Raw genomic sequence first — 19,527 nt, forward strand, 5'->3', positions numbered from 1 at the left:
GAATGATCGATGTCGAAGACCTGATCGCGCTGGTCCGCAATTACAATCCCCGTACCAATGCCGACCTGATTCGCCGTGCCTACGACTACGGCCGGGAAATGCATGAGGGGCAGAAGCGCCATTCCGGCGAGGATTACTTCTCCCATCCCGTCGCCGTTGCGGCGATCCTGACCGAGCAGCGGCTCGACGACGCCTCGATCGTCACCGCGCTCCTGCACGACACGATCGAAGACACCAAGTCGACCTATGCCGAGATCGAGGAGCGGTTCGGCACCGATATCGCCGAGCTTGTCGACGGCGTCACCAAGCTGACCAATCTGCAGCTTTCGTCCACGGCATCGAAGCAGTCAGAGAACTTCCGCAAGCTGTTCATGGCGATGTCGAAGGATCTGCGCGTCATCCTCGTCAAGCTCGCCGACCGGCTGCACAACATGCGCACGATCAAGTCGCTGCCTCATGAGAAGCAGGTTCGCAAGGCGCGCGAGACGATGGACATATTCGCGCCGCTCGCCGGCCGGATGGGCATGCAGTGGATGCGCGAGGAGCTTGAGGATCTCTCGTTCCGCGTCGTCAACCTCGAGGCGCGCTCCTCGATCATCCGCCGCTTCATCACGCTGCAGAAGGAAACCGGCGACGTGATCCACAAGATCACCGCCGACATTCGCGCAGAGATGGAGAAGGAGGGCGTCGAGGCCGATGTCTTCGGACGGGCCAAAAAGCCCTATTCGATCTGGCGCAAGATGCAGGAGAAGCAGCTCGCCTTCTCGCGGCTCTCAGACATCTACGGCTTCCGGGTGATCTGCCGCAACGAGGCCGACTGCTACCGCATTCTCGGCGCGATCCACCGCCGCTGGCGGGCGGTGCCGGGACGGTTCAAGGACTACATCAGCCAACCGAAATCGAACGGCTACCGCTCGATCCACACGACCGTCTCGGGCCGCGACGGCAAGCGCGTCGAAGTGCAGATCCGCACCCGCCAGATGCACGAGGTCGCCGAGGCCGGGGTCGCCGCGCACTGGTCCTACCGCGACGGCGAGCGGGCGCGGAACCCGTTCGCGGTCGATCCGGCGAAGTGGATCGCCTCGCTGACCGAACGCTTCGACAATGGCGAGGATCACGACGAGTTCCTCGAGAACGTGAAGCTCGAGATGTATTCCGACCAGGTCTTCTGCTTCACGCCGAAGGGCGACGTGGTGCAGCTGCCGAAGGGCGCGACGCCGATCGACTTCGCCTATTCGATCCACACGCGGATCGGCAATTCGACGGTCGGCGCCAAGGTGGACGGCATCAGGGTGCCGCTCTGGACCCGGCTCAAGAACGGCCAGTCGGTCGAGATCATCACCGCCACCGGCCAGCGCCCGCAGGCGACCTGGATCGACATCGTGGTAACCGGGCGCGCCAAGTCGGCGATCCGCCGCAGCCTGCGCGAAGAGGACCGCGAGCGGTTCGTCAAGCTCGGCCAGGAACTCGCGCGCGTCGCCTTCGAGCATCACGGCCGCAAGGCCACCGAAAAGGCGCTCAGGACTGCGGCGAAGACGCTCGGGCTCTCCGACGAGACCGAGGTTCTGGCACGCCTTGGCAGCGCAGAACTGACCGCGCGCGAGGTGATCGAGGCGATCTATCCCGAGCTCGCGACCCAGCCCGTCGAGGAGGTCGACGCCCGCCGCCCGGTCGTGGGCCTGATGGCCGACCAGTCCTTCCGCCGCGCCAACTGCTGCCAGCCGGTGCCGGGCGAGCGCATCGTCGGCATCACCTATCGCGGCCAAGGCGTCGTCGTCCATGCGATCGACTGCCCCGCGCTTGCCGAGTTCGAGGAGCAACCGGCCCGCTGGGTCGACCTGCGCTGGCATTCGGGCCGTCATGCCCCGGTCCATTCCGTCAGCCTCAACCTCACGATTGCCAACGACGCGGGTGTGCTGGGGCGCATCTGCACCTTGATCGGCGAGCAGAAGGCCAATATCTCCGATCTGACTTTCGTCGACAGAAAGCCGGATTTTTACCGTCTTATTGTGGAAGTCGATCTAAGGGATGCCGAGCATCTGCACATGGTGCTGACCGCGCTGGAGGCGGAAAGCGACGTTGCGCAAGTGGAGCGTTACCGCGACCTCGGTCGCAAGCCCTGAGGGGCGGAAGGGGAACGGGAATTGGTCTTCAAGCGCCGCAATCCGAGGTCTTACCTCAGGATCCTAGCCGAGGCCCTGTGGCCGCGCGGCGGCTGGACCCGCGCCTTCCACTACGTCAAGCACCGCGTCCGCCGACTGCCCGACCGCGCCGACCGGATCGCGCGTGGCGTGGGCGCGGGCGTCTTCATCAGCTTCACGCCGCTCTTTGGTCTCCACTTCATCGGCGCGGCGCTTGTTGCCAAGGCGGTTCGCGGCAACATCCTCGCGGCGCTCCTCGGTACCTTCTTCGGCAACCCGCTGACCTTTCCGATTATCGCCTTCACCTCGATGAAGCTCGGTCACCTGATCCTCGGCACCGATTTCGACGAGACCCAGCACGCGACTCTCTTCGGCAAGTTCGCCGATGCGGGCAAGGATCTGAAGCATAACTTCATTGCCATCTTCACGCCGGAGACGACGCGCTGGCACGGGCTCTACAATTTCTGGAACGAAGTGTTCCTGCCCTATCTCGTCGGCGGCCTGCTGCCCGGTATCGTGGCCGGCGTGGCCTGCTACTACCTGTCGGAGCCGCTGATCGCCGCCTATCAGAAGCACCGCCGCAAGCGGCTCAAGGACCGGTTCGAGAAGCTCAAGGCCAAGCTCCACGCCCGCGTCGAGGAGCGGCACGAGAAGGCGGAGCGGGAATCGTAACCGTCACATATCGGCCGTTCACAGCGCGGGGGCGGGCGGTCTAGTCTCGGGCAGGATCAACGAAGGGGAGGACGGCGCGTGGACCATCTGCGGCTTGGCGTGAACATCGACCATGTGGCGACCGTGCGAAACGCGCGCGGATCGGCCTATCCTGACCCGGTGCGCGCCGCGAAACTGGCCGAGGAGGCCGGGGCCGACGGTATCACCGCGCATCTGAGGGAGGATCGCCGCCACATCACGGACACCGACATCGAGCGGCTGATGGAGGCGCTGTCGGTGCCCTTGAACTTCGAGATGGCCGCGACCGAGGAAATGCAGCGGATCGCGCTCCGCCACCGGCCGCACGCGGTCTGCATCGTGCCCGAGAAGCGCGAGGAGCGGACCACCGAGGGTGGGCTCGAGGTCGCGCGCGAGGAGAACCGGCTCGCGCATTTCATCGCGCCCCTGGCCGAGGCCGGATGCCGCGTCTCGATCTTCATCGCCGCCGACGCCGCCCAGATCGAGGCCGCCCACCGGATCGGCGCGGCGGTGGTGGAGCTTCACACCGGCGCCTATTGCGACTTCCACGCCGAGGGGAAGGTCGCCGAGCGCGATGCGGAACTGGCGCGGCTGCGCGAGATGTCGGCCTTCGCCCATTCGCTCGGGCTCGAGGTCCATGCCGGCCACGGGCTGACCTATGACACCGTGGGTCCGGTCGCGGCCTTTCCCGAGGTGCGGGAACTCAACATCGGTCATTTTCTCATCGGCGAGGCGATCTTCACCGGCCTCCAGCCCGCGATCGCGGAGATGCGCCGCCTGATGGACGCGGCGCGGCCCGAGGCATGAAGGCCGTCTGGTACGAGGCGTTCGGCCCCGCGGCCGAGGTGCTGACGGTCGGCGCACTGCCCGATCCCGTGCCGGGGCCGGGCGAGGTGCTGGTGCGGCTCCGCGCCTCGGGCGTGAACCCCTCGGACGTCAAGCTCCGCGCCGGGGCGCGGGCGGGCGCGGTCATGGCCTGGCCGAGGATCGTGCCGCATTCCGACGGCGCCGGCGTGATCGAGGCCGTGGGGGCGGGCGTCGATAGCGCCCGGATCGGCGATCGGGTCTGGATCTGGAACGGCGGTTGGCAGCGGCAGTTCGGTACGGCGGCCGAACTGATCGCGCTTCCGGCCGAGCAGGCGGTGCGGCTGCCCGAGGCGGCGGGTTTCGCCGAAGGCGCCTGCCTCGGCATCCCCGCCATGACCGCCTGGCACGCGGTCTTTGCCGACGGCCCGGTCGCGGGCAAGACGGTGCTCGTCACCGGCGGCGCGGGCACGGTCGGGCGCTATGCCTGCCAGATGGCCGCGCTCGGCGGCGCGCGGGTAATCGCGACCGTCTCCTCTGCCGAGAAGGCCGCGCATTCGACCGCGGCCGAATGGGTCAACTACCGCGACAGCGATGTCGCCGGAGCGGTGATAGAGATGACCGGCGGCGAAGGCGTGGATCGCATCGTCGAGATCGATTTCGCCGCCAACCAGGCGGCGTCACTCGCGCTCCTGAAGCCCGGCGGCGTGATCGCGACCTATGCCTCGGCCTCCCAGATGCGGCCGGTACTCGACTTCTATCCATTCATGTTCAAGAACGTCACCCTGCGCATGATCCTCGTCTATCTCCTCGATCCCGCGACGCGGCGCCGGGGCGAGGCGCAGTTGACGGAATGGCTTGAGGCCGGTGCGCTCTCTCACGCGGTCGTGCCCGGGGGCGGGCTCGCGGATTGCGCCGCCGCGCATGAAATGGTCGAGGCCGGCACGAAGCTCGGCACCGCGGTGATGGAGTGGGGAGGATGATCCTCGGTATCGGCACGGACCTCGCCAATATCGACCGCATCCAGGCCACGCTCGACCGCTTCGGCGAGCGGTTCCTGAACCGAGTCTTCACGGAGGTCGAACAGCGCAAGGCAGAGCGGCGCAAGGATCGCGCCGGCACCTATGCCAAGCGCTGGGCCGCGAAGGAGGCCTGCTCGAAGGCGCTCGGCACCGGGCTCCGGATGGGGATCTCCTGGAAGGATATGGCCGTCTCGAACCTCGCGACCGGCCAGCCGGTGATGCATCTGACCGGCTGGGCCGCCGAGCGGCTCGCCGAGATGACGCCGCCGGGCCACGCGGCGATCGTGCACGTCACGCTGACCGACGACCACCCCTGGGCGCAGGCCTTCGTGGTGATCGAGGCCCGGCCGGAGGCGGGCGTAACTTGACACCTTCCGCGCGGGCGATCATGTAGCGCGGGGCCAAAACAGGGACAGGCAGGATCATGGCGGCGAAGGCGAAGGCGACCGAGGGGGTCGTCGAGACGATCAAGACGGTATTCTGGGCGCTCGTGATCGCGGGCGTGTTCCGCACGCTGTTCTACCAGCCGTTCTGGATCCCCTCCGGGTCGATGAAGGACACGCTCCTGATCGGCGACTTCCTCTTCGTCAACAAGATGGCCTATGGCTACTCGGCCTATTCCTGCCCGTTCTCGGCCTGCCCGATCTCCGGCCGTCTCTTCGGCTCCGAGCCCGAGCGCGGGGACGTCGTGGTCTTCCGCCATCCTGCGAACGGCGCGGATTTCATCAAGCGCCTGATCGGCCTGCCCGGCGACACCGTGCAGGTGAAGGACGGCGTCCTGTGGCTGAACGGCCAGCCCGTGCCGCAGGAGGATGCCGGCACCTTCGAGGAGATCAAGCAGCCGCAGGGCTCGCAGGGCAATATGCCGCAATGCGCCAACGACCCGGTCGGCCAAGGCGGCACCTGCATCAAGGAGCGCCGGATCGAGACGCTGCCGAACGGCGTGCGCCACGACGTCCTGAACATCCGTAACGGCGCGGCGGACAACACGCCGATCTTCACCGTGCCCGAGGGCCACTACTTCTTCATGGGCGACAACCGCGACAACAGCCAGGACAGCCGTTTCGCGCTGCCGAACGGGGTGGGCTTCCTGCCCGCCGAATACCTGATCGGCCGCGCCGACCGGATCATGTTCTCCTCCGCCGGCCGTTCGCTCTTCTACTTCTGGACCTGGCGGTCCGACCGCTTCTTCAAGGCGGTGGAGTGAGGCTCGGGGCCGACCTTCAGGCCTTCGCGGCCCGGATCGGGCACGACTTCGCGCGCGCCGACCTTTTGGTGCGCGCCGTCACCCATGCCTCGATCGCCACGCCGACCCGGCCGGACAACCAGCGGCTGGAGTTTCTCGGCGACCGGGTGCTCGGCCTCGTCATGGCCGAGGCGCTGCTCGCCGCCGACAGGTCGGCCAGCGAGGGCCAGCTTGCCCCCCGCTTCAACACGCTCGTCCGCAAGGAGACCTGTGCCGCCGTCGCGCGTGAGGTTGGGGTCGGCGATGTTCTGAAACTCGGCCGGTCGGAGATGATGTCGGGCGGCCGGCGCAAGGAGGCGCTTCTCGGCGACGCGATGGAGGCGGTAATCGCCGCGGTCTATCTCGATGCCGGCTTCGAGGCGGCGCGCGGCGTGGTCCTGAGGCTCTGGGGAAACCGGATCGGCGCGGTCGAGGCCGATGCCCGCGACGCCAAGACCGCGCTGCAGGAATGGGCCCAGGCGCGCGGCCTGCAGCCCCCCGCCTATACCGAGCTCGGCCGCGAGGGGCCGGACCACCAGCCGGTCTTCACCGTCGAGGTGCGGCTGGCGACGGGCGAGGCCGAGACGGCGCGGGCCGGAGCGAAACGACAGGCCGAACAGGCGGCGGCAAAGGCGCTTCTGGCGCGGATGGAGAACCCGAATGGCTGAGGCCGAACCCACAACCCGCGCCGGCTTCGTGGCGCTGATCGGCGAGCCGAATGCCGGCAAGTCGACGCTGCTCAACCGCATGGTCGGGGCCAAGGTCTCGATCGTCACCCACAAGGTGCAGACCACGCGCACCCGGATCCGCGGCATCGCGATGGAGGGCGACGCGCAGATCGTCTTCGTCGACACGCCGGGCCTCTTCCGGCCGCGCCGGCGGCTCGACCGGGCGATGGTCGCCGCCGCCTGGGGCGGGGCTGCGGATGCCGATATCGTCGTTCTCCTGATCGAGGCGCATCGCGGGCTGACGCCCGGCGTGCAAGCCATTCTCGACACGCTTCGCGAGCGGATGGGCGAGGGCCAGCGCGTGGCGCTCGCGATCAACAAGATCGACCGGGTCAAGGCCGAGGCGCTGCTGGCGCTCGTGCAGAAGCTCAACGACGCCTATCCGTTCGAGAAGACCTTCATGATCTCGGCCGAGCGCGGCCACGGCGTCGACGACCTGAAAGCCTGGCTCGGCGCCGAGCTGCCGAAGGGCCCGTGGTTCTACCCCGAGGACCAGATCGCCGACCTGCCGATGCGGATGATCGCCGCCGAGGTCACGCGCGAGAAGCTGACACTGCGGCTGCACGAGGAACTGCCCTACCAGCTCACCGTCGAGACCGAGCGCTGGGAGGAGCGCGAGGACGGATCGGCGCGGATCGACCAGATCGTCTATGTCGCCCGCGACGGCCACAAGGGCATCATCCTTGGTCACAAGGGCGAGACGATCAAGGCGGTGGGTCAGGCGGCCAGGGCCGAGCTCATGGAGTTCCTCGGCCGGCCGGTCCACCTCTTCCTCCAGGTCAAGGTGCGTCCGAACTGGCTCGAGGAGAAGGAGCGCTATTCCGAGATGGGGCTCGAGTTCAAGGATGGTGACTGAGCCGCGGCTGACCGCGGATTTCTGGGTCCGCGCCTATCTCGCGCGGCTCGGCGCGGCGCATATCCCGGCCTATGTCACCGCAAAGGGCGATCCCACGGCGGGCGCGGTGCTGGTCAAGCTCGCCACGCTCGACGGCAACGGCCGGCTCTACCAGCGCAGCTTCGACCTGATGACGGGCGCCCGCGCCTGGGTCGTGCTGGCCGAGGGCGCGGAGCCCGAGGTCGATGCCGCCATCGCCCGCCAGCGCCGCACCGATCCCGACCTCTGGGTGATCGAGATAGAGAGCCGCGCGGGGCGCACGCTCCTCGACGAGGACGGGCTCGCGAACTGATCCCGCTCCTTCATCTTGCCGCAAGTTTCCGGGCGGCAGCGCCCCCGGCGCGACATGGACATTCGCACGACGCCCGGGGATAGTTCTCGCAGGCTGACGGGAGGGGCGATGGACTGGCGGGACGAGGGCGCACTTCTGTCGGTGCGCGCGCATGGCGAAAACGCGGCGATCATCGAGGTCTTCACCGCCGCGCACGGCCGCCACGCGGGCGTCGTGCGAGGCGGCACCTCGCGCCGGCTCGCGCCGGTGCTGCAACCCGGCGCCCAGCTCGACGTGACCTGGCGCGGCCGGCTCGAGGAGCATCTCGGCACCTTCACCGTGGAGCCGCTGCAGTCGCGCACCGGCCTCCTCGATGACCGGTTGGCGTTGGCCGGTCTCAATTCGGTCTGCGCGCTCCTGCGCTTCGCGCTTCCCGAGCGCGAAGCGCATCCCGGCCTCTACGCCGCCTCGGTGGCGCTTCTCGACCGGCTCGGCGCGGAGCCGGACTGGGTGCTCTCCTATCTGCGCTGGGAGCTCTTGCTGCTCGAGGACCTCGGCTACGGGTTGGATCTCAGCCGTTGCGCCGTGACAGGCAGTCGCGAGGACCTGGCCTTTGTAAGCCCCAAATCGGGCCGTGCCGTGGCGCGGGCGGCGGCGGGGGAATGGGCCGACCGGCTCTTGCCGCTGCCTGCCTGCCTGCTCGGTCAGGGCGGGGCCACGCCGGTGGAGCTGGGGCAGGGGCTGCGGCTCACCGGCCACTTCCTTGAACACCACCTCGCCCACGACCTCGGCACAAGGCCCTTGCCCGAGGCGCGGCGGCGTTTCGTGCAGATGCTCGCCCGTCAGGGCTGAACCTTCTCGAACACCATTTCCGGCCCGTCCGGATCGGACAGGATCAGCATATCGCCCTGCACCTCGGCGAGGCTCACCCGGCCGAAGGCGGCGAAGAACCGGGTCTCCTCGGCGAGCGCGTCGCAGGCGCGCCGCGTCACGGCAAGCGCCTCGGCCTTGAACCAGGGATAGGGCGCGCTTTGCCGGCCCGAGAAGGTGTTGCAGGGCGCCTCGCCCGCGACCTGCCCGGCTTCGGGGAACCGGATCACGGCTCGCGCCGTGAAGGGCGCACCGTCGATCTCGACCAGCCGCCAGGCCGTGTCGGTCCCGGCATAGCCCGATATCGTCTCGTCGCCCTGGCAGGCGGCGAGGACGGCAAGGGCGGCGGCGGAGGCGAGGGGAAGGCGCATGGCCCGAGTGTTCCGACAAACCCGGCGCCGCCGCAAGCGGTTTCCGGCCCGACCGGTGGCGGAGCGACATCGGTGTCGCATTCGGTCGCGACAACAGGCCCCCGGCTGCGGCTTCTGACCCCGGAGGCTTTCCATGTTCAGTCGCAATATTCCCGACATCCTGCGCCACGCCCGGATTCCCGGCGTGAAGGGATTCGCCGTTCTGAACGGGATCGAGGCCTCGCTGCGCGGACTGCTGGTCTCGATCTGGCCGCTGGTGCTCTACCGGGCGCTCTCCGACGACGCGGCGGCGGTGAGCCTCTATTACTTCGGCATCGGGGTGAGTTCGCTCTTCTTCGGGCTGATGGTGCCCTGGATCGGCCGCTTTCTACCGCGGCGCTGGGTCTATACCGCGGGCGTCGGGTTCTACCTGATCGGCTGCCCGCTCGCGATCCTCGGCGGACCGGTGCTGACCCCGCTGGCGCTTCTGCTCACGAGCCTCGCCACCGTGACCGTTTCCATCTGCACCAATGCCTATGTGATGGACTACATCGCCCGCCACGACCTCGGCCGCGGCGAGTCGCTGAAGATGATCTATGCCGCGGTTTCATGGGCCGCCGGGCCGGTGATCGGCGTGATGCTCTGGAAATACTGGGAGCCGCTGCCGTTCCTTGCCGCGATGGGCTTCGCCGCGCTGCTGCTTGCGACCTTCTGGTACATGCGGCTCGGCAACGGCAAACTGATCACACGCGCCCGCGCGCCGGCCCCCAACCCGCTCGCCTATCTCGCCCGGTTCTTCCGCCAGCCGCGGCTGATCGCGGGCTGGCTCTTCGCGGTGCTGCGCTCCTCGGGCTGGTGGGTCTATATCGTCTACCTGCCGATCTTCTGCATCGAGGCGGGCCTCGGCGACCAGGTGGCGAGCGCCGCCTTCTCGGTCTCGAACACCTTCCTGTTCCTTTCGCCGCTGATGCTGCGCTGGATGCAGCGGCGCGGACTGAAGCGGGCGATCCGGATCACCTTCGCCGCTTGCGCCGCCTGCTTCCTTCTCGCCGCCTTCGGCCAGGTCTGGCCGCCACTCGCGGTGATCGCGCTCTTCACCTCGTCGCTCTTTCTCGTCATGCTCGACGCCTTCGGCAGCCTGCCGTTCCTGATGGCGGTGCGGCCGGCCGAGCGGACGGAGATGTCTGCGGTGTATTCGAGCTACCGCGACGTCTCCGGCATTCTCTCGCCCGGCGTCGCCTGGCTCGTGCTCTTGGCGCTGCCGATCACCGGCGTCTTCGCCGCCTGTGCCGGGGGGCTCGCCTCAATGATCGCGCTGGCCGGGCGGATCCACCCGCGCCTCGGCGAGCCGCGCGGCGCGAAGTCCGAGCAACCCGCCTGAGCCGTCCGGCCGCCCTAGTCGAGCAGCCGCCGCGCGATCACCTGGGCCTGGATCTCGGCCGCGCCCTCGAAGATGTTGAGGATCCGCGCGTCACAGAGCACCCGGCTGATCCGGTATTCCAGCGCGAAGCCGTTGCCGCCGTGGATCTGCAGCGCGTTGTCCGCCGCCGCCCAGGCGACGCGGGCGCCGAGGAGCTTGGCCATCCCCGCCTCGAGGTCGCAGCGCTTGTCGTGGTCCTTCTGCCAGGCCGAATGATAGGTCAGCTGGCGCGCGATCATGATCTCGACCGCCATCATCGCGAGCTTGCCGGCGACCCGCGGGAACTCGATCAGGCTCTTGCCGAACTGCTTGCGGTCCTCGGCATATTGCATCCCGATCTCGAGCGCGGACTGCGCCACGCCGATCGCGCGCGCGGCGGTCTGGATCCGGGCGCTCTCGAAGGTCTGCATGAGTTGCTTGAAGCCCTGTCCCGGCACGCCGCCGAGAAGGTTCTCGCCCTTCACCCTGAAGCCGTCGAAGCCGAGCTCGTACTCCTTCATGCCGCGGTAGCCCAGCACCTCGATCTCGCCGCCGGTCATGCCCGGCGTGGGGAACGGCTCGGCATCGGTGCCCGGGGTCTTCTCGGCAAGGAACATGGAAAGGCCGCGATAGTCGGTCGTCGCCGGATCGGTGCGCGCCAGGAGCGTCATCACATGGGTCCGCGCGGCATGGGTGATCCAGGTCTTGTTGCCGGTCACGACCCAGTCGTCGCCCTCCTTCACCGCGCGGGTCCGCAGCGAGCCGAGGTCCGAGCCGGTATTGGGCTCGGTGAAGACCGCGGTCGGCAGGATCTCCCCGGAGGCGAGCTTCGGCAGCCACTGCGCTTTCTGCGCGTCGGTGCCGCCGCAGAGGATCAGTTCCGCCGCGATCTCGGATCGCGTGCCAAGGCTGCCCACGCCGATATAGCCGCGGCTGAGCTCCTCGCTCACCACCACCATCGACGCCTTGGAGAGCCCGAGCCCGCCGAACTCCTCCGGGATCGTCAGGCCGAAGACGCCAAGATCGGCGAGTTCGGTGATGATCTCCATGGGGATCAGTTCGTCCTTCAGGTGCCAGTCATGCGCGTTCGGCACCACCCGCTCCTCGGCGTAGCGGCGGAACTGGTCGCGGATCATCTCCAGATCCTCGTCGAGCCCGGTCGCGCCGAAGGTCGCCCGGCCGTGATTGTCGCGCATGAGCTGGACGAGCCGCGCCCGCGCCGCCGCGGTGTTGCCGCCGGCGATCAGCGTCGCCGCCGCGCCCTCCGGCGCCCAGGACAGACCGAGATCGGCGAGCCGCGCGGTCTCGCCCTGGCTCATCGGGATGCCGCCGGCGATCTGCGCGAGGTACTCGCCGAACCCGATCTGCAGGATCAGGCCTTCCATCTCGCCGAAGCCGCCCGCCGCCGAGATCCGCCCCGCCCAGGCCCGCATCTGCCGGAGCGATTCGACGTAAGTCGCGAGCCACGAAAGCGCGTGGGCGGCGAACTGGTGGGTCTCGAGTGCCGCGCCGGAAATCTTGCCGTCGCGGCTGACGCGGGCGCGCAATCCGGCGGTGGCCTCGGAAAGAAGCGCCTCGACCGGCGGCAGTGCCGCCTCGGTCAGGGCGAGGAGGTCGGGAAGGGTCACGGCGTTCGGCATCTCGGCTCCGTCATGCGCCATCGGGCGGCTCCTTTTCTGCAGTCGCACCCTCATAGGGATTTTGCAGTCGCAGCGCAATAATAATTCGTGAATGATGCAGGTGCAGCACGAAAGTGTCGCGGGAGAAATCCGGATGCGGGGTCCGCCGCCACACGGTATAGCACGCGGAGGAGGGCTCCGGCGCCATGATCGGATACGACCTGACCGTACTCGCCATGGCGCTCGCCGTGACGCTCTTCGCCGCCGTGGTGAAGGGCGCGGTCGGCTTCGCGATGCCGATGATCATGATCTCCGGCCTCGCGTCCTTCCTGCCCGCCGACACCGCGCTCGCGGCGCTGATCCTGCCGACGCTCGCGACCAATCTCGCCCAGGCTTTGCGCCAGGGGCCCGGTGCCGCCATCGCGACCACGGTCGAGTACCGCCGCCTGCTGGTCGCGCTCTGCCTCGTCATCCTCGTCGCGGCACAGCTTGTCCCGGTGATGCCGCAGGCGATCCTGCTCGCCACGCTCGGCCTGCCGATCACCGCCTTCGCCTTGTCGCAGCTCGCCGGCTGGCAGCTCCGCTTCGACGCCCACAACCGCGGCCGGGCCGAAATCCTGACCGGCCTCGTCGGCGGCTTCTTCGGCGGCATCTCCGGGGTCTGGGGGCCGCCGACGATCGCGCTTCTGATCTCGCTCGACGTCGACAAGCGCGAGAGTGTGCGGGTGCAGGGCGTGGTCTACCTGATCGGCTCGGCGATGCTCCTGGCCGCGCATCTCGGCTCGGGCGTCGCCGACGCGGAGACGCTGTCGCTCTCGGCGCTGCTGACGCCACCGGCGCTTGCCGGGCTCTGGCTCGGCTTCGCCATCCAGGATCGTCTCGACGCGCGCCGGTTCCGCCGCTGGACACTCGTGGTGCTCGCGGCGACCGGGCTCAACCTCGTCCGCCGCGCGTTGACGCTCTGATCTTCTTCATTGCCGAAATACCCCGGGGGGTTGCCATTGGTTGCGCCATTGGTTCAAGCGACCAATGGCGACGGGCAGCGCCCCCACGCCGAGGCCTCAGCCGATCGCCGCCGCCTTCACGTCGGCGTCGATGAACGGCACATACTGCGCGAAGTTTTCGGCGAACATCGCGACGAGTTTCTTCGCCTGCGCATCATAGGCCTCGCCGTCGCCCCAGGTGCGGCGCGGGTCGAGCAGGATGTCGGCCACGCCGGCCACCTTCACGGGCACTTCGAAGCCGAAATTCGGATCCTTGCGGAATTCCGCCTTGGCGAGCGAGCCGTCGAGCGCCGCCGAGAGGAGCGCGCGGGTCGCCTTGATCGGCATCCGCGAGCCCTTGCCATAGGCGCCGCCGGTCCAGCCGGTGTTCACCAGCCAGCAGGTCGCGCCGTGGCCCGCGATCTTCTCCTGCAGGAGCTTGCCGTAGACCTCCGGCCGGCGCGGCATGAACGGTGCGCCGAAGCAGGTGGAGAAGGTCGGCTCCGGCTCGGTCACGCCGCGCTCGGTGCCCGCGACCTTGGAGGTGAAGCCGGACAGGAAGTGGTACATTGCCTGCGCCGGGGTCAGCCGGGCGATCGGCGGCAGCACGCCGAAGGCGTCGCAGGTCAGCATCACGATGTTCTTCGGATGCCCGCCGAGTGCGGTCGCCGAGGCGTTCGAGATGTAGTCGAGCGGATAGGCGCAGCGCATGTTCGCCGTCAGGCTCGAGTCCTCGAAGTCGAGGTCCTTGGTCTCGGCATCGAAGACCATGTTCTCGATCACGGTCGCGAACTTCTCGGTGGTGGCGTAGATCTCGGGCTCCGCCTCGCGGGAAAGCGAGATCGTCTTGGCGTAGCAGCCGCCCTCGAAGTTGAAGGTGCCCTTCTCCGACCAGCCATGCTCGTCATCGCCGATGAGCGTGCGCGAGGGATCGGCCGAGAGCGTGGTCTTGCCGGTGCCGGAGAGGCCGAAGAACACCGCGGTGTCCTCGGGCCTGCCGATCGCGTGGTTGGCCGAGCAGTGCATCGCCATCACGCCCTTGCCGGGCAGGATGTAGTTCAGGAGCGTGAAGACCGACTTCTTGTTCTCGCCGGCATAGGCGGTGCCGCCGATGAGGATCACCTTCTTGTCGAAGTTGAGCGCGATCACCGTTTCCGACCGGCAGCCATGGCGCTCGGGATCGGCCTTGAACGACGGGCAGTTGATGATGGTGAATTCGGGGACGAACGTGTCGAGCTCGGCGCGCTCGGGACGGCGCAGCAGGTGGCGGATGAAGAGCCCGTGCCAGGCCAGTTCCGTCACCACCCGGACGTCGAGCCGGTGCTCGGGATCGGCGCCGGCATAGAGGTCCTGCACGAAATAGTCGCCGCCCTTCATGTGGGCGATCATGTCGGCGTGGAGCTGGTCGAACGCCGCGGGCGCCATCGGCTTGTTGTTTTCCCACCAGATCGAGTCCTCGACCGAGGCGGTGCGCACCACGAACTTGTCCTTGGGCGACCGGCCCGTGTGCTTTCCTGTGGTGACGAGGAACGAACCGCCCTTGCCGAGCGTGCCCTCGCCGCGTTTCAACGCCACCTCGACCAGCGCCGGCTCGAGGAAGTTGTAATAGACGTTACCGAGCCCCGCGATGCCCTGGTCTTCCAAGCGGTGCGAGGGGTTCACCCGTCCATTTGTCATATGCATGCTCCCGATGCCGTCGCGCGGCGATAACTGGGTTCGAATGTGCACGCGCCCCGGCCTGTCGGGGCGCCGGCCAGACCCCGGCGCGGGGTCGACGCGGCCCCTATATCATGTCGCTAGAAGCTTGGAACAGAAGGCATAGTACGGTTTAGCGCCACCAGTTCGGGTTTAGCGCAATCATGCGCGCCTCGTCGGCGGCGAAATGGCGGATATGTCGAAAACTGCGGCAGATCGGTCAGTTTCGTGCTTTTTCCGTCGCGCCTGATTCGCCCTTGCCGCGCCGATTCGCACATATCGGTTGCGTCGCGCGCCCGGAAATCGGACTATGGACCATAAAACAAGGCAATTGAGAGCAGAATAAGGAAATGAACATGTCGAGGATCGCACTGGTCGACGACGACAGGAATATCCTGACGTCGGTCTCGATGACGCTGGAAGCCGAGGGCTTCGAAGTCGAAACTTACAATGACGGACAATCCGCGCTGGACGCCTTCAACAAGCGTCTGCCAGACATGGCCGTTCTGGATATCAAGATGCCGCGGATGGACGGGATGGACCTTCTCCAGCGGCTCCGGCAGCGGACGTCGATGCCGGTCATCTTCCTGACCTCCAAGGACGACGAGATCGACGAGGTGCTGGGCCTTCGGATGGGGGCTGACGACTACGTCAAGAAGCCGTTCTCGCAGCGGCTCCTCGTCGAGCGGATCCGCGCGCTCCTGCGCCGGCAGGAGGCGATCGCGACCGGCGAGGTGGCGACGACCGAGGAAACCAAGATCATGACGCGCGGCAGCCTCGTCATGGACCCCCTGCGCCATTCGGTGAGCTGGAAGGGCCGTGACGTGGCGCTGACCGTGACCGAATTCCTGCTTTTGCAGGCGCTTGCCCAGCGGCCCGGCTTCGTCAAGAGCCGTGATCAGCTGATGGATGTGGCCTATGACGATCAGGTCTATGTCGATGACCGCACGATCGACAGCCACATCAAGCGGCTGAGAAAGAAGATGCGGACGGTGGATGACGAGTTCAGTGCGATCGAAACTCTTTATGGGATCGGGTATCGTTACAACGAAGAATGAACGCCGCCACGGGGAACATCTTGCGCGACCAAGCTGAACCTCGCCGCGCGGATGTGGTCCTTGGCGAGGACTGGATCGCGCCCGACGGAATCGTCGATTCCGAGATCCGCGCCGGTCGCGAGCGGCGCGGCCTGATCTCGCTCAATCGCTCGCCGCTTGCCCGCAAGATCATCACCTTCAACCTGATGGCGATGATCGTCCTGGTCGGTGGCGTACTCTATCTCAACCCGTTCCGCGACAGCCTCGTGCTGCAGCGGGAAAGCGGTCTCGTCGCGGAGACGCAGTTGCTCGCCGACGTGTTCGAGGCGCAGCTGCCGCAGACCGGCCCGATCAACCTTGCCTCCGGAGATGGCATCGACGCGCACCGCACCGTGAGTGGGATCGAGCTGCCTGAGGGCGCCGAGATCTTCGTCTTCGACACGATGGAGAACCTCGTCGTCTCGACCGTCGGCATGGAGCGTCCGGTGCCCGAAGAGGTCGCGGGGCTGAGCCGCGATCACCGCTCGACCCTGATCACCGACATCCTAAACACGGTCTGGGAGGCGATCGCCGGACTGCTCGCCCCGGAAGGCACGGAGGAAACAATATTCGCGACCGAGGACAAGGCCCGCGATCTCGTCCCCGGCGCACTTGCAGGCGAGACCCAGATCCACACCGGCCGCGATTCCGCCGGCGCGGCGATCTTCACCGTAGCCACGCCGATCCGCAACGGCGACACCGTGATCGGCGTCGTCGCGCTCACTTCCGTCGCCGGTGAGATCGACCAGCTCGTCCGGGTCGAGCGCGAACAGGTTCTGCAGATGTTCGTGATCGCGATTCTGGTGTCGATCGGCCTCTCGCTGGTCCTTGCCTCGACGATCGCCAACCCGCTTTCCGATCTTGCCGCCGCCGCCGAGCTCGGCCGCGACAAGAATGCCCGCAAGATGAGCCCGAACCGGGTGCGCATCCCCGACCTCACCGCGCGACCCGACGAGATCGGCCGGCTGTCGGGCGCGATGCGTGGCATGGTCGCCGCGCTCTACGAGCGCATCGAGGCGAACGAGCAATTCGCCGCGGACGTCGCCCACGAGATCAAGAACCCGCTCGCATCCTTGCGCTCGGCGGTAGGCACGCTGCACGTCGCCAAGCGCGACGACCAGCGCGAGAAACTTCTGCATGTCATCGACCATGATGTCCGCCGGCTCGACCGGCTGGTCAGTGACATCTCCAACGCCTCGCGGCTCGACAGCGAGCTTGTGAAGGAGGAGGAGGAGACCTTCAACCTGCTGAAGATGCTGGGGAACCTCACCGAGTACCTTGGGCAGGAGGCGAAGGCCAGGGGTGTCGATTTCATCTCCGACCTGCCGGCCGAGCCGATCGTCATCCAGGGCCTCGAAGGCCGGCTTGCGCAGGTCTTCGTCAACCTCATCACCAACGCCATCTCGTTCTGCCAGCAGGGCGACGCGGTCCGGGTCTGGGCGCGCAAGCGCGAGAACCGCGTGCTCGTGGTGGTCGAGGACACCGGGCCCGGCATTCCCGACCAGGCGCTGACCAAGATCTTCAAGCGTTTCTATTCCGAGCGCCCTGAAGGTCAGTTCGGCGAGCATTCCGGCCTCGGCCTCGCGATCTCCAGGCAGATCGTCGAGGCGCATGGCGGCGTGATTTGGGCCGAGAACATCCGGCCCACCGATGCGGATCTCACCTCCGACCCGCTCGGCGCGCGCTTCGTCGTGGGCTTGCCGATATGAGTGGCGAGGGGGCAGAGGGCGTCATCCTTCACGCCGGTTGCGTCGCGCTGAACGGGCGGGGTGCGCTGATCCTCGGCCCTTCTGGCTCCGGCAAGTCGGCGCTGGCGCTGCAGCTCATGGCCTTTGGCTGCGACCTCGTCAGTGATGACCGCACCTTGGTCACGGTGCGCGAGGGCACACTCGTCGCCACCTCGCCGCAGCCGATCCGCGGCCGGATCGAGGCGCGCGGAGTCGGTCTGCTCGCCGCCGAGCCAGCGTTGGACGCCGAACTTGCGCTCGTCGTCGATCTCGCGCATCTGGAGCCCGAACGGCTGCCGCCATGGCATGTGCACGAGGTGCTTGGAATCGAGCTGCCCCTTCTTCACAGGGTCGAGAGCCCCCATTTCCCTGCGGCGATCCTGCAATATCTTAAGGCAGGGCGTGCTGCGTAACGGAGTAACGGGTGAAGACCGACGGACATAGCGCACAGGCCGGCCAGCGCGTGGTGCTGGTGACCGGCCCCTCCGGCGCCGGGCGCTCGACAGCGATTCACGCGCTCGAGGATCTCGGGTACGAGGTCATCGACAACCTGCCCTTCAGCCTCATCCCCCGCCTCATGGATGGCCCGCCGTTGAACCGCCCCGTTGCGCTCGGCATCGACGTGCGCAACCGCGATTTCTCGGCCAACGCGCTGATCGAACTGATCGACCGGCTGACGCGGTTGCCGGAGCTTGCGCCCGAGGTGCTCTATCTCGATTGCCGGGAGGAGGAATTGGTGCGCCGCTACGGTGAAACCCGGCGGCGCCATCCCCTGTCCGGCGCCGAGAGCCCCGCCGAAGGTGTCAGGAGCGAGATCGACCTCCTGATCCCGATCCGGGCACGGGCCGAGATCCTGGTCGATACCAGCGATCTCACGCCGCATGACCTCAAGGCGGAGATCACCCGCTGGTTCGCGCCCGGCGCCGATGCGCGGCTTTCGGTCTCGGTTCACTCCTTCTCCTACAAGCGCGGGGTGCCGCGCGGGCTCGACATGATGTTCGACTGCCGGTTCCTGCGGAATCCCTACTGGGAGCCCGAACTGCGCACCCGCGATGGCCACGATGCCGCGGTCGCCGCCTTCGTCGAGGCCGATCCGCGATTCGCCGAGTTCTTCGCGCGGATCCGCGACTTCCTGCTCCTGGTGCTGCCGGCCCATGTCGAGGAGGGCAAGAGCCACCTGGTGATTGGGTTCGGATGTACCGGAGGGCAACACCGCTCCGTTGCCGTGGCGGAAAAGATGGCCAAGGCGCTTGCGGCTTCCGGATGGCAGGTGTCTAAGAGGCACCGTGAATTGGAACGTCGGGCGGGTGGGTCGCCTGGAACTTGGCAGGGTGAGAGGGCGTGATCGGGATCGTGATCGTCGCACATGGCGGACTGGCGCGGGAATATCTTTCCGCGGTCGAGCATGTCGTGGGCAAGCAGCCCGGCATGCGCGCCATCGCGATCGAGGACGACCATGACCGCGCCGCCAAGCAGGCCGAGATCCGCGCTGCCGCCGACGCCGTCGATACCGGCGACGGGGTGGTGGTGGTGACCGACATGTTCGGCGGCTCGCCCTCCAATCTCAGCCTCGGCGCCTGCCTGCAGGACGACCGCCAGATCCTTTATGGCGCCAACCTGCCGATGCTGATCAAGCTGGCCAAGTCGCGCCATCTCAGCGTGCCGCAGGCCGCTGCCTCCGCGCTCGATGCGGGACGCAAATACATCAATACCTACGTGGGTTCTGGGCAGGGCGGCAAATGAGCGCGGACACGGCGGCGGGGCGCAGCCTGAAGATCGTCAACGAGAAGGGCCTGCACGCCCGCGCCTCGGCGAAGTTCGTCGAGGTGGTGGAGGCGCATGACGCCTCGGCCGAGGTGAGCCGCGACGGGATGAGCGTCTCGGGCGATTCGATCATGGGGCTCTTGATGCTCGCGGCCTCCAGGGGCACTTCGATCGAGGTCACCACCTCCGGCAACGAGGCGGCGAAACTCGCCGATGCGCTGGAGGCGTTGGTTGCCAACCGCTTCGGCGAGGATTACTGAGCCCGGAT

At 67.5% G+C, this 19,527-nt stretch carries 21 protein-coding genes; 18 read left to right on the forward strand and 3 right to left on the reverse strand.

Annotated elements, in window-relative coordinates:
- Positions 1-2: 2 nt before the first annotated feature.
- The 10 genes from OM960_RS02925 (at position 3) to recO (ending at position 8,628) form a co-directional block, all read left to right on the forward strand.
- Positions 3-2,123, forward strand: coding sequence for a RelA/SpoT family protein (locus tag OM960_RS02925; protein WP_263335855.1), 2,121 nt, complete (start codon positions 3-5; stop codon positions 2,121-2,123).
- Between the two features lie 21 nt (positions 2,124-2,144).
- Positions 2,145-2,813 (forward strand): DUF2062 domain-containing protein, encoded by a 669-nt coding sequence (locus OM960_RS02930; protein WP_263335853.1) that lies wholly within the window; start codon positions 2,145-2,147, stop codon positions 2,811-2,813.
- 78 nt (positions 2,814-2,891) lie between these two features.
- Positions 2,892-3,638: a pyridoxine 5'-phosphate synthase gene (locus OM960_RS02935; protein WP_263335851.1), complete on the forward strand. Its 747-nt coding sequence runs from the start codon at positions 2,892-2,894 to the stop codon at positions 3,636-3,638.
- Positions 3,635-4,618 carry an NADPH:quinone reductase gene (locus OM960_RS02940; RefSeq protein WP_264771035.1) on the forward strand — a complete coding sequence of 328 codons (984 nt, stop codon included), beginning with the start codon at positions 3,635-3,637 and terminating at the stop codon, positions 4,616-4,618. The genes OM960_RS02935 and OM960_RS02940 overlap by 4 nt, the downstream gene beginning before the upstream one ends.
- Positions 4,615-5,025 (forward strand): holo-ACP synthase, encoded by a 411-nt coding sequence (gene acpS, locus OM960_RS02945; protein WP_263335847.1) that lies wholly within the window; start codon positions 4,615-4,617, stop codon positions 5,023-5,025. Before OM960_RS02940 ends, acpS begins: the two co-directional genes overlap by 4 nt.
- A 56-nt stretch (positions 5,026-5,081) precedes the next feature.
- A complete protein-coding gene (lepB, locus tag OM960_RS02950) occupies positions 5,082-5,864 on the forward strand; it encodes a signal peptidase I (RefSeq protein ID WP_263335845.1) in 783 nt (260 codons plus the stop codon).
- Positions 5,861-6,550, forward strand: coding sequence for a ribonuclease III (gene rnc, locus OM960_RS02955; RefSeq protein WP_263335843.1), 690 nt, complete (start codon positions 5,861-5,863; stop codon positions 6,548-6,550). The genes lepB and rnc overlap by 4 nt, the downstream gene beginning before the upstream one ends.
- Positions 6,543-7,466: a GTPase Era gene (era, locus tag OM960_RS02960; protein ID WP_264771036.1), complete on the forward strand. Its 924-nt coding sequence runs from the start codon at positions 6,543-6,545 to the stop codon at positions 7,464-7,466. Before rnc ends, era begins: the two co-directional genes overlap by 8 nt.
- Positions 7,456-7,797, forward strand: coding sequence for a DUF1491 family protein (locus OM960_RS02965; RefSeq protein WP_264771037.1), 342 nt, complete (start codon positions 7,456-7,458; stop codon positions 7,795-7,797). Before era ends, OM960_RS02965 begins: the two co-directional genes overlap by 11 nt.
- A gap of 108 nt (positions 7,798-7,905) precedes the next feature.
- The gene (gene recO, locus OM960_RS02970; protein WP_263335837.1) at positions 7,906-8,628 is read left to right on the forward strand and encodes a DNA repair protein RecO; all 723 of its coding nucleotides are present in this window, start codon (positions 7,906-7,908) and stop codon (positions 8,626-8,628) included.
- Here recO and OM960_RS02975 read toward each other — a convergent pair.
- On the reverse strand, positions 8,619-9,017 hold the full coding sequence (locus OM960_RS02975; RefSeq protein ID WP_263335834.1) for an META domain-containing protein: 399 nt from the start codon (positions 9,015-9,017) through the stop codon (positions 8,619-8,621). The two genes, recO and OM960_RS02975, sit on opposite strands and share 10 nt — an antisense overlap.
- Positions 9,018-9,150: 133 nt before the next feature.
- Between OM960_RS02975 and OM960_RS02980 the strand changes: the two genes are divergently transcribed.
- Positions 9,151-10,377 carry an MFS transporter gene (locus OM960_RS02980; protein WP_264771038.1) on the forward strand — a complete coding sequence of 409 codons (1,227 nt, stop codon included), beginning with the start codon at positions 9,151-9,153 and terminating at the stop codon, positions 10,375-10,377.
- Positions 10,378-10,391: 14 nt separating this feature from the next.
- Here OM960_RS02980 and OM960_RS02985 read toward each other — a convergent pair whose 3' ends face one another.
- Positions 10,392-12,056, reverse strand: a complete 1,665-nt coding sequence (locus tag OM960_RS02985; RefSeq protein WP_263335831.1) for an acyl-CoA dehydrogenase family protein — start codon at positions 12,054-12,056, stop codon at positions 10,392-10,394.
- 164 nt (positions 12,057-12,220) lie between these two features.
- On the opposite strand from OM960_RS02985, the gene OM960_RS02990 reads away from it, so the two are divergent.
- Positions 12,221-12,979 (forward strand): sulfite exporter TauE/SafE family protein, encoded by a 759-nt coding sequence (locus tag OM960_RS02990; protein ID WP_264771039.1) that lies wholly within the window; start codon positions 12,221-12,223, stop codon positions 12,977-12,979.
- 96 nt (positions 12,980-13,075) lie between these two features.
- Here the strand turns inward: OM960_RS02990 and OM960_RS02995 are convergent, their stop codons facing one another.
- The gene (locus tag OM960_RS02995) at positions 13,076-14,674 is read right to left on the reverse strand and encodes a phosphoenolpyruvate carboxykinase (RefSeq protein ID WP_263335827.1); all 1,599 of its coding nucleotides are present in this window, start codon (positions 14,672-14,674) and stop codon (positions 13,076-13,078) included.
- Positions 14,675-15,048: 374 nt separating this feature from the next.
- Here OM960_RS02995 and OM960_RS03000 point away from each other — a divergent pair, with 374 nt between their 5' ends.
- The 6 genes from OM960_RS03000 to OM960_RS03025 are packed head-to-tail and all read left to right on the forward strand — an operon-like array spanning position 15,049 to position 19,519.
- Positions 15,049-15,750, forward strand: a complete 702-nt coding sequence (locus OM960_RS03000) for a response regulator transcription factor (RefSeq protein ID WP_263335826.1) — start codon at positions 15,049-15,051, stop codon at positions 15,748-15,750.
- The gene (locus OM960_RS03005; RefSeq protein WP_263335824.1) at positions 15,747-17,477 is read left to right on the forward strand and encodes a sensor histidine kinase; all 1,731 of its coding nucleotides are present in this window, start codon (positions 15,747-15,749) and stop codon (positions 17,475-17,477) included. The genes OM960_RS03000 and OM960_RS03005 overlap by 4 nt, the downstream gene beginning before the upstream one ends.
- On the forward strand, positions 17,474-17,908 hold the full coding sequence (locus OM960_RS03010) for an HPr kinase/phosphorylase (protein ID WP_263335822.1): 435 nt from the start codon (positions 17,474-17,476) through the stop codon (positions 17,906-17,908). The genes OM960_RS03005 and OM960_RS03010 overlap by 4 nt, the downstream gene beginning before the upstream one ends.
- Positions 17,909-17,919: 11 nt before the next feature.
- Positions 17,920-18,840 carry an RNase adapter RapZ gene (gene rapZ, locus OM960_RS03015; RefSeq protein WP_264771040.1) on the forward strand — a complete coding sequence of 307 codons (921 nt, stop codon included), beginning with the start codon at positions 17,920-17,922 and terminating at the stop codon, positions 18,838-18,840.
- A complete protein-coding gene (locus OM960_RS03020; RefSeq protein ID WP_263335819.1) occupies positions 18,837-19,238 on the forward strand; it encodes a PTS sugar transporter subunit IIA in 402 nt (133 codons plus the stop codon). The genes rapZ and OM960_RS03020 overlap by 4 nt, the downstream gene beginning before the upstream one ends.
- Positions 19,235-19,519: an HPr family phosphocarrier protein gene (locus OM960_RS03025; protein ID WP_263335817.1), complete on the forward strand. Its 285-nt coding sequence runs from the start codon at positions 19,235-19,237 to the stop codon at positions 19,517-19,519. Before OM960_RS03020 ends, OM960_RS03025 begins: the two co-directional genes overlap by 4 nt.
- Positions 19,520-19,527: the final 8 nt, after the last annotated feature.

The organism is Defluviimonas salinarum, from assembly GCF_026013545.1.
GTDB lineage: Bacteria > Pseudomonadota > Alphaproteobacteria > Rhodobacterales > Rhodobacteraceae > Albidovulum > Albidovulum salinarum.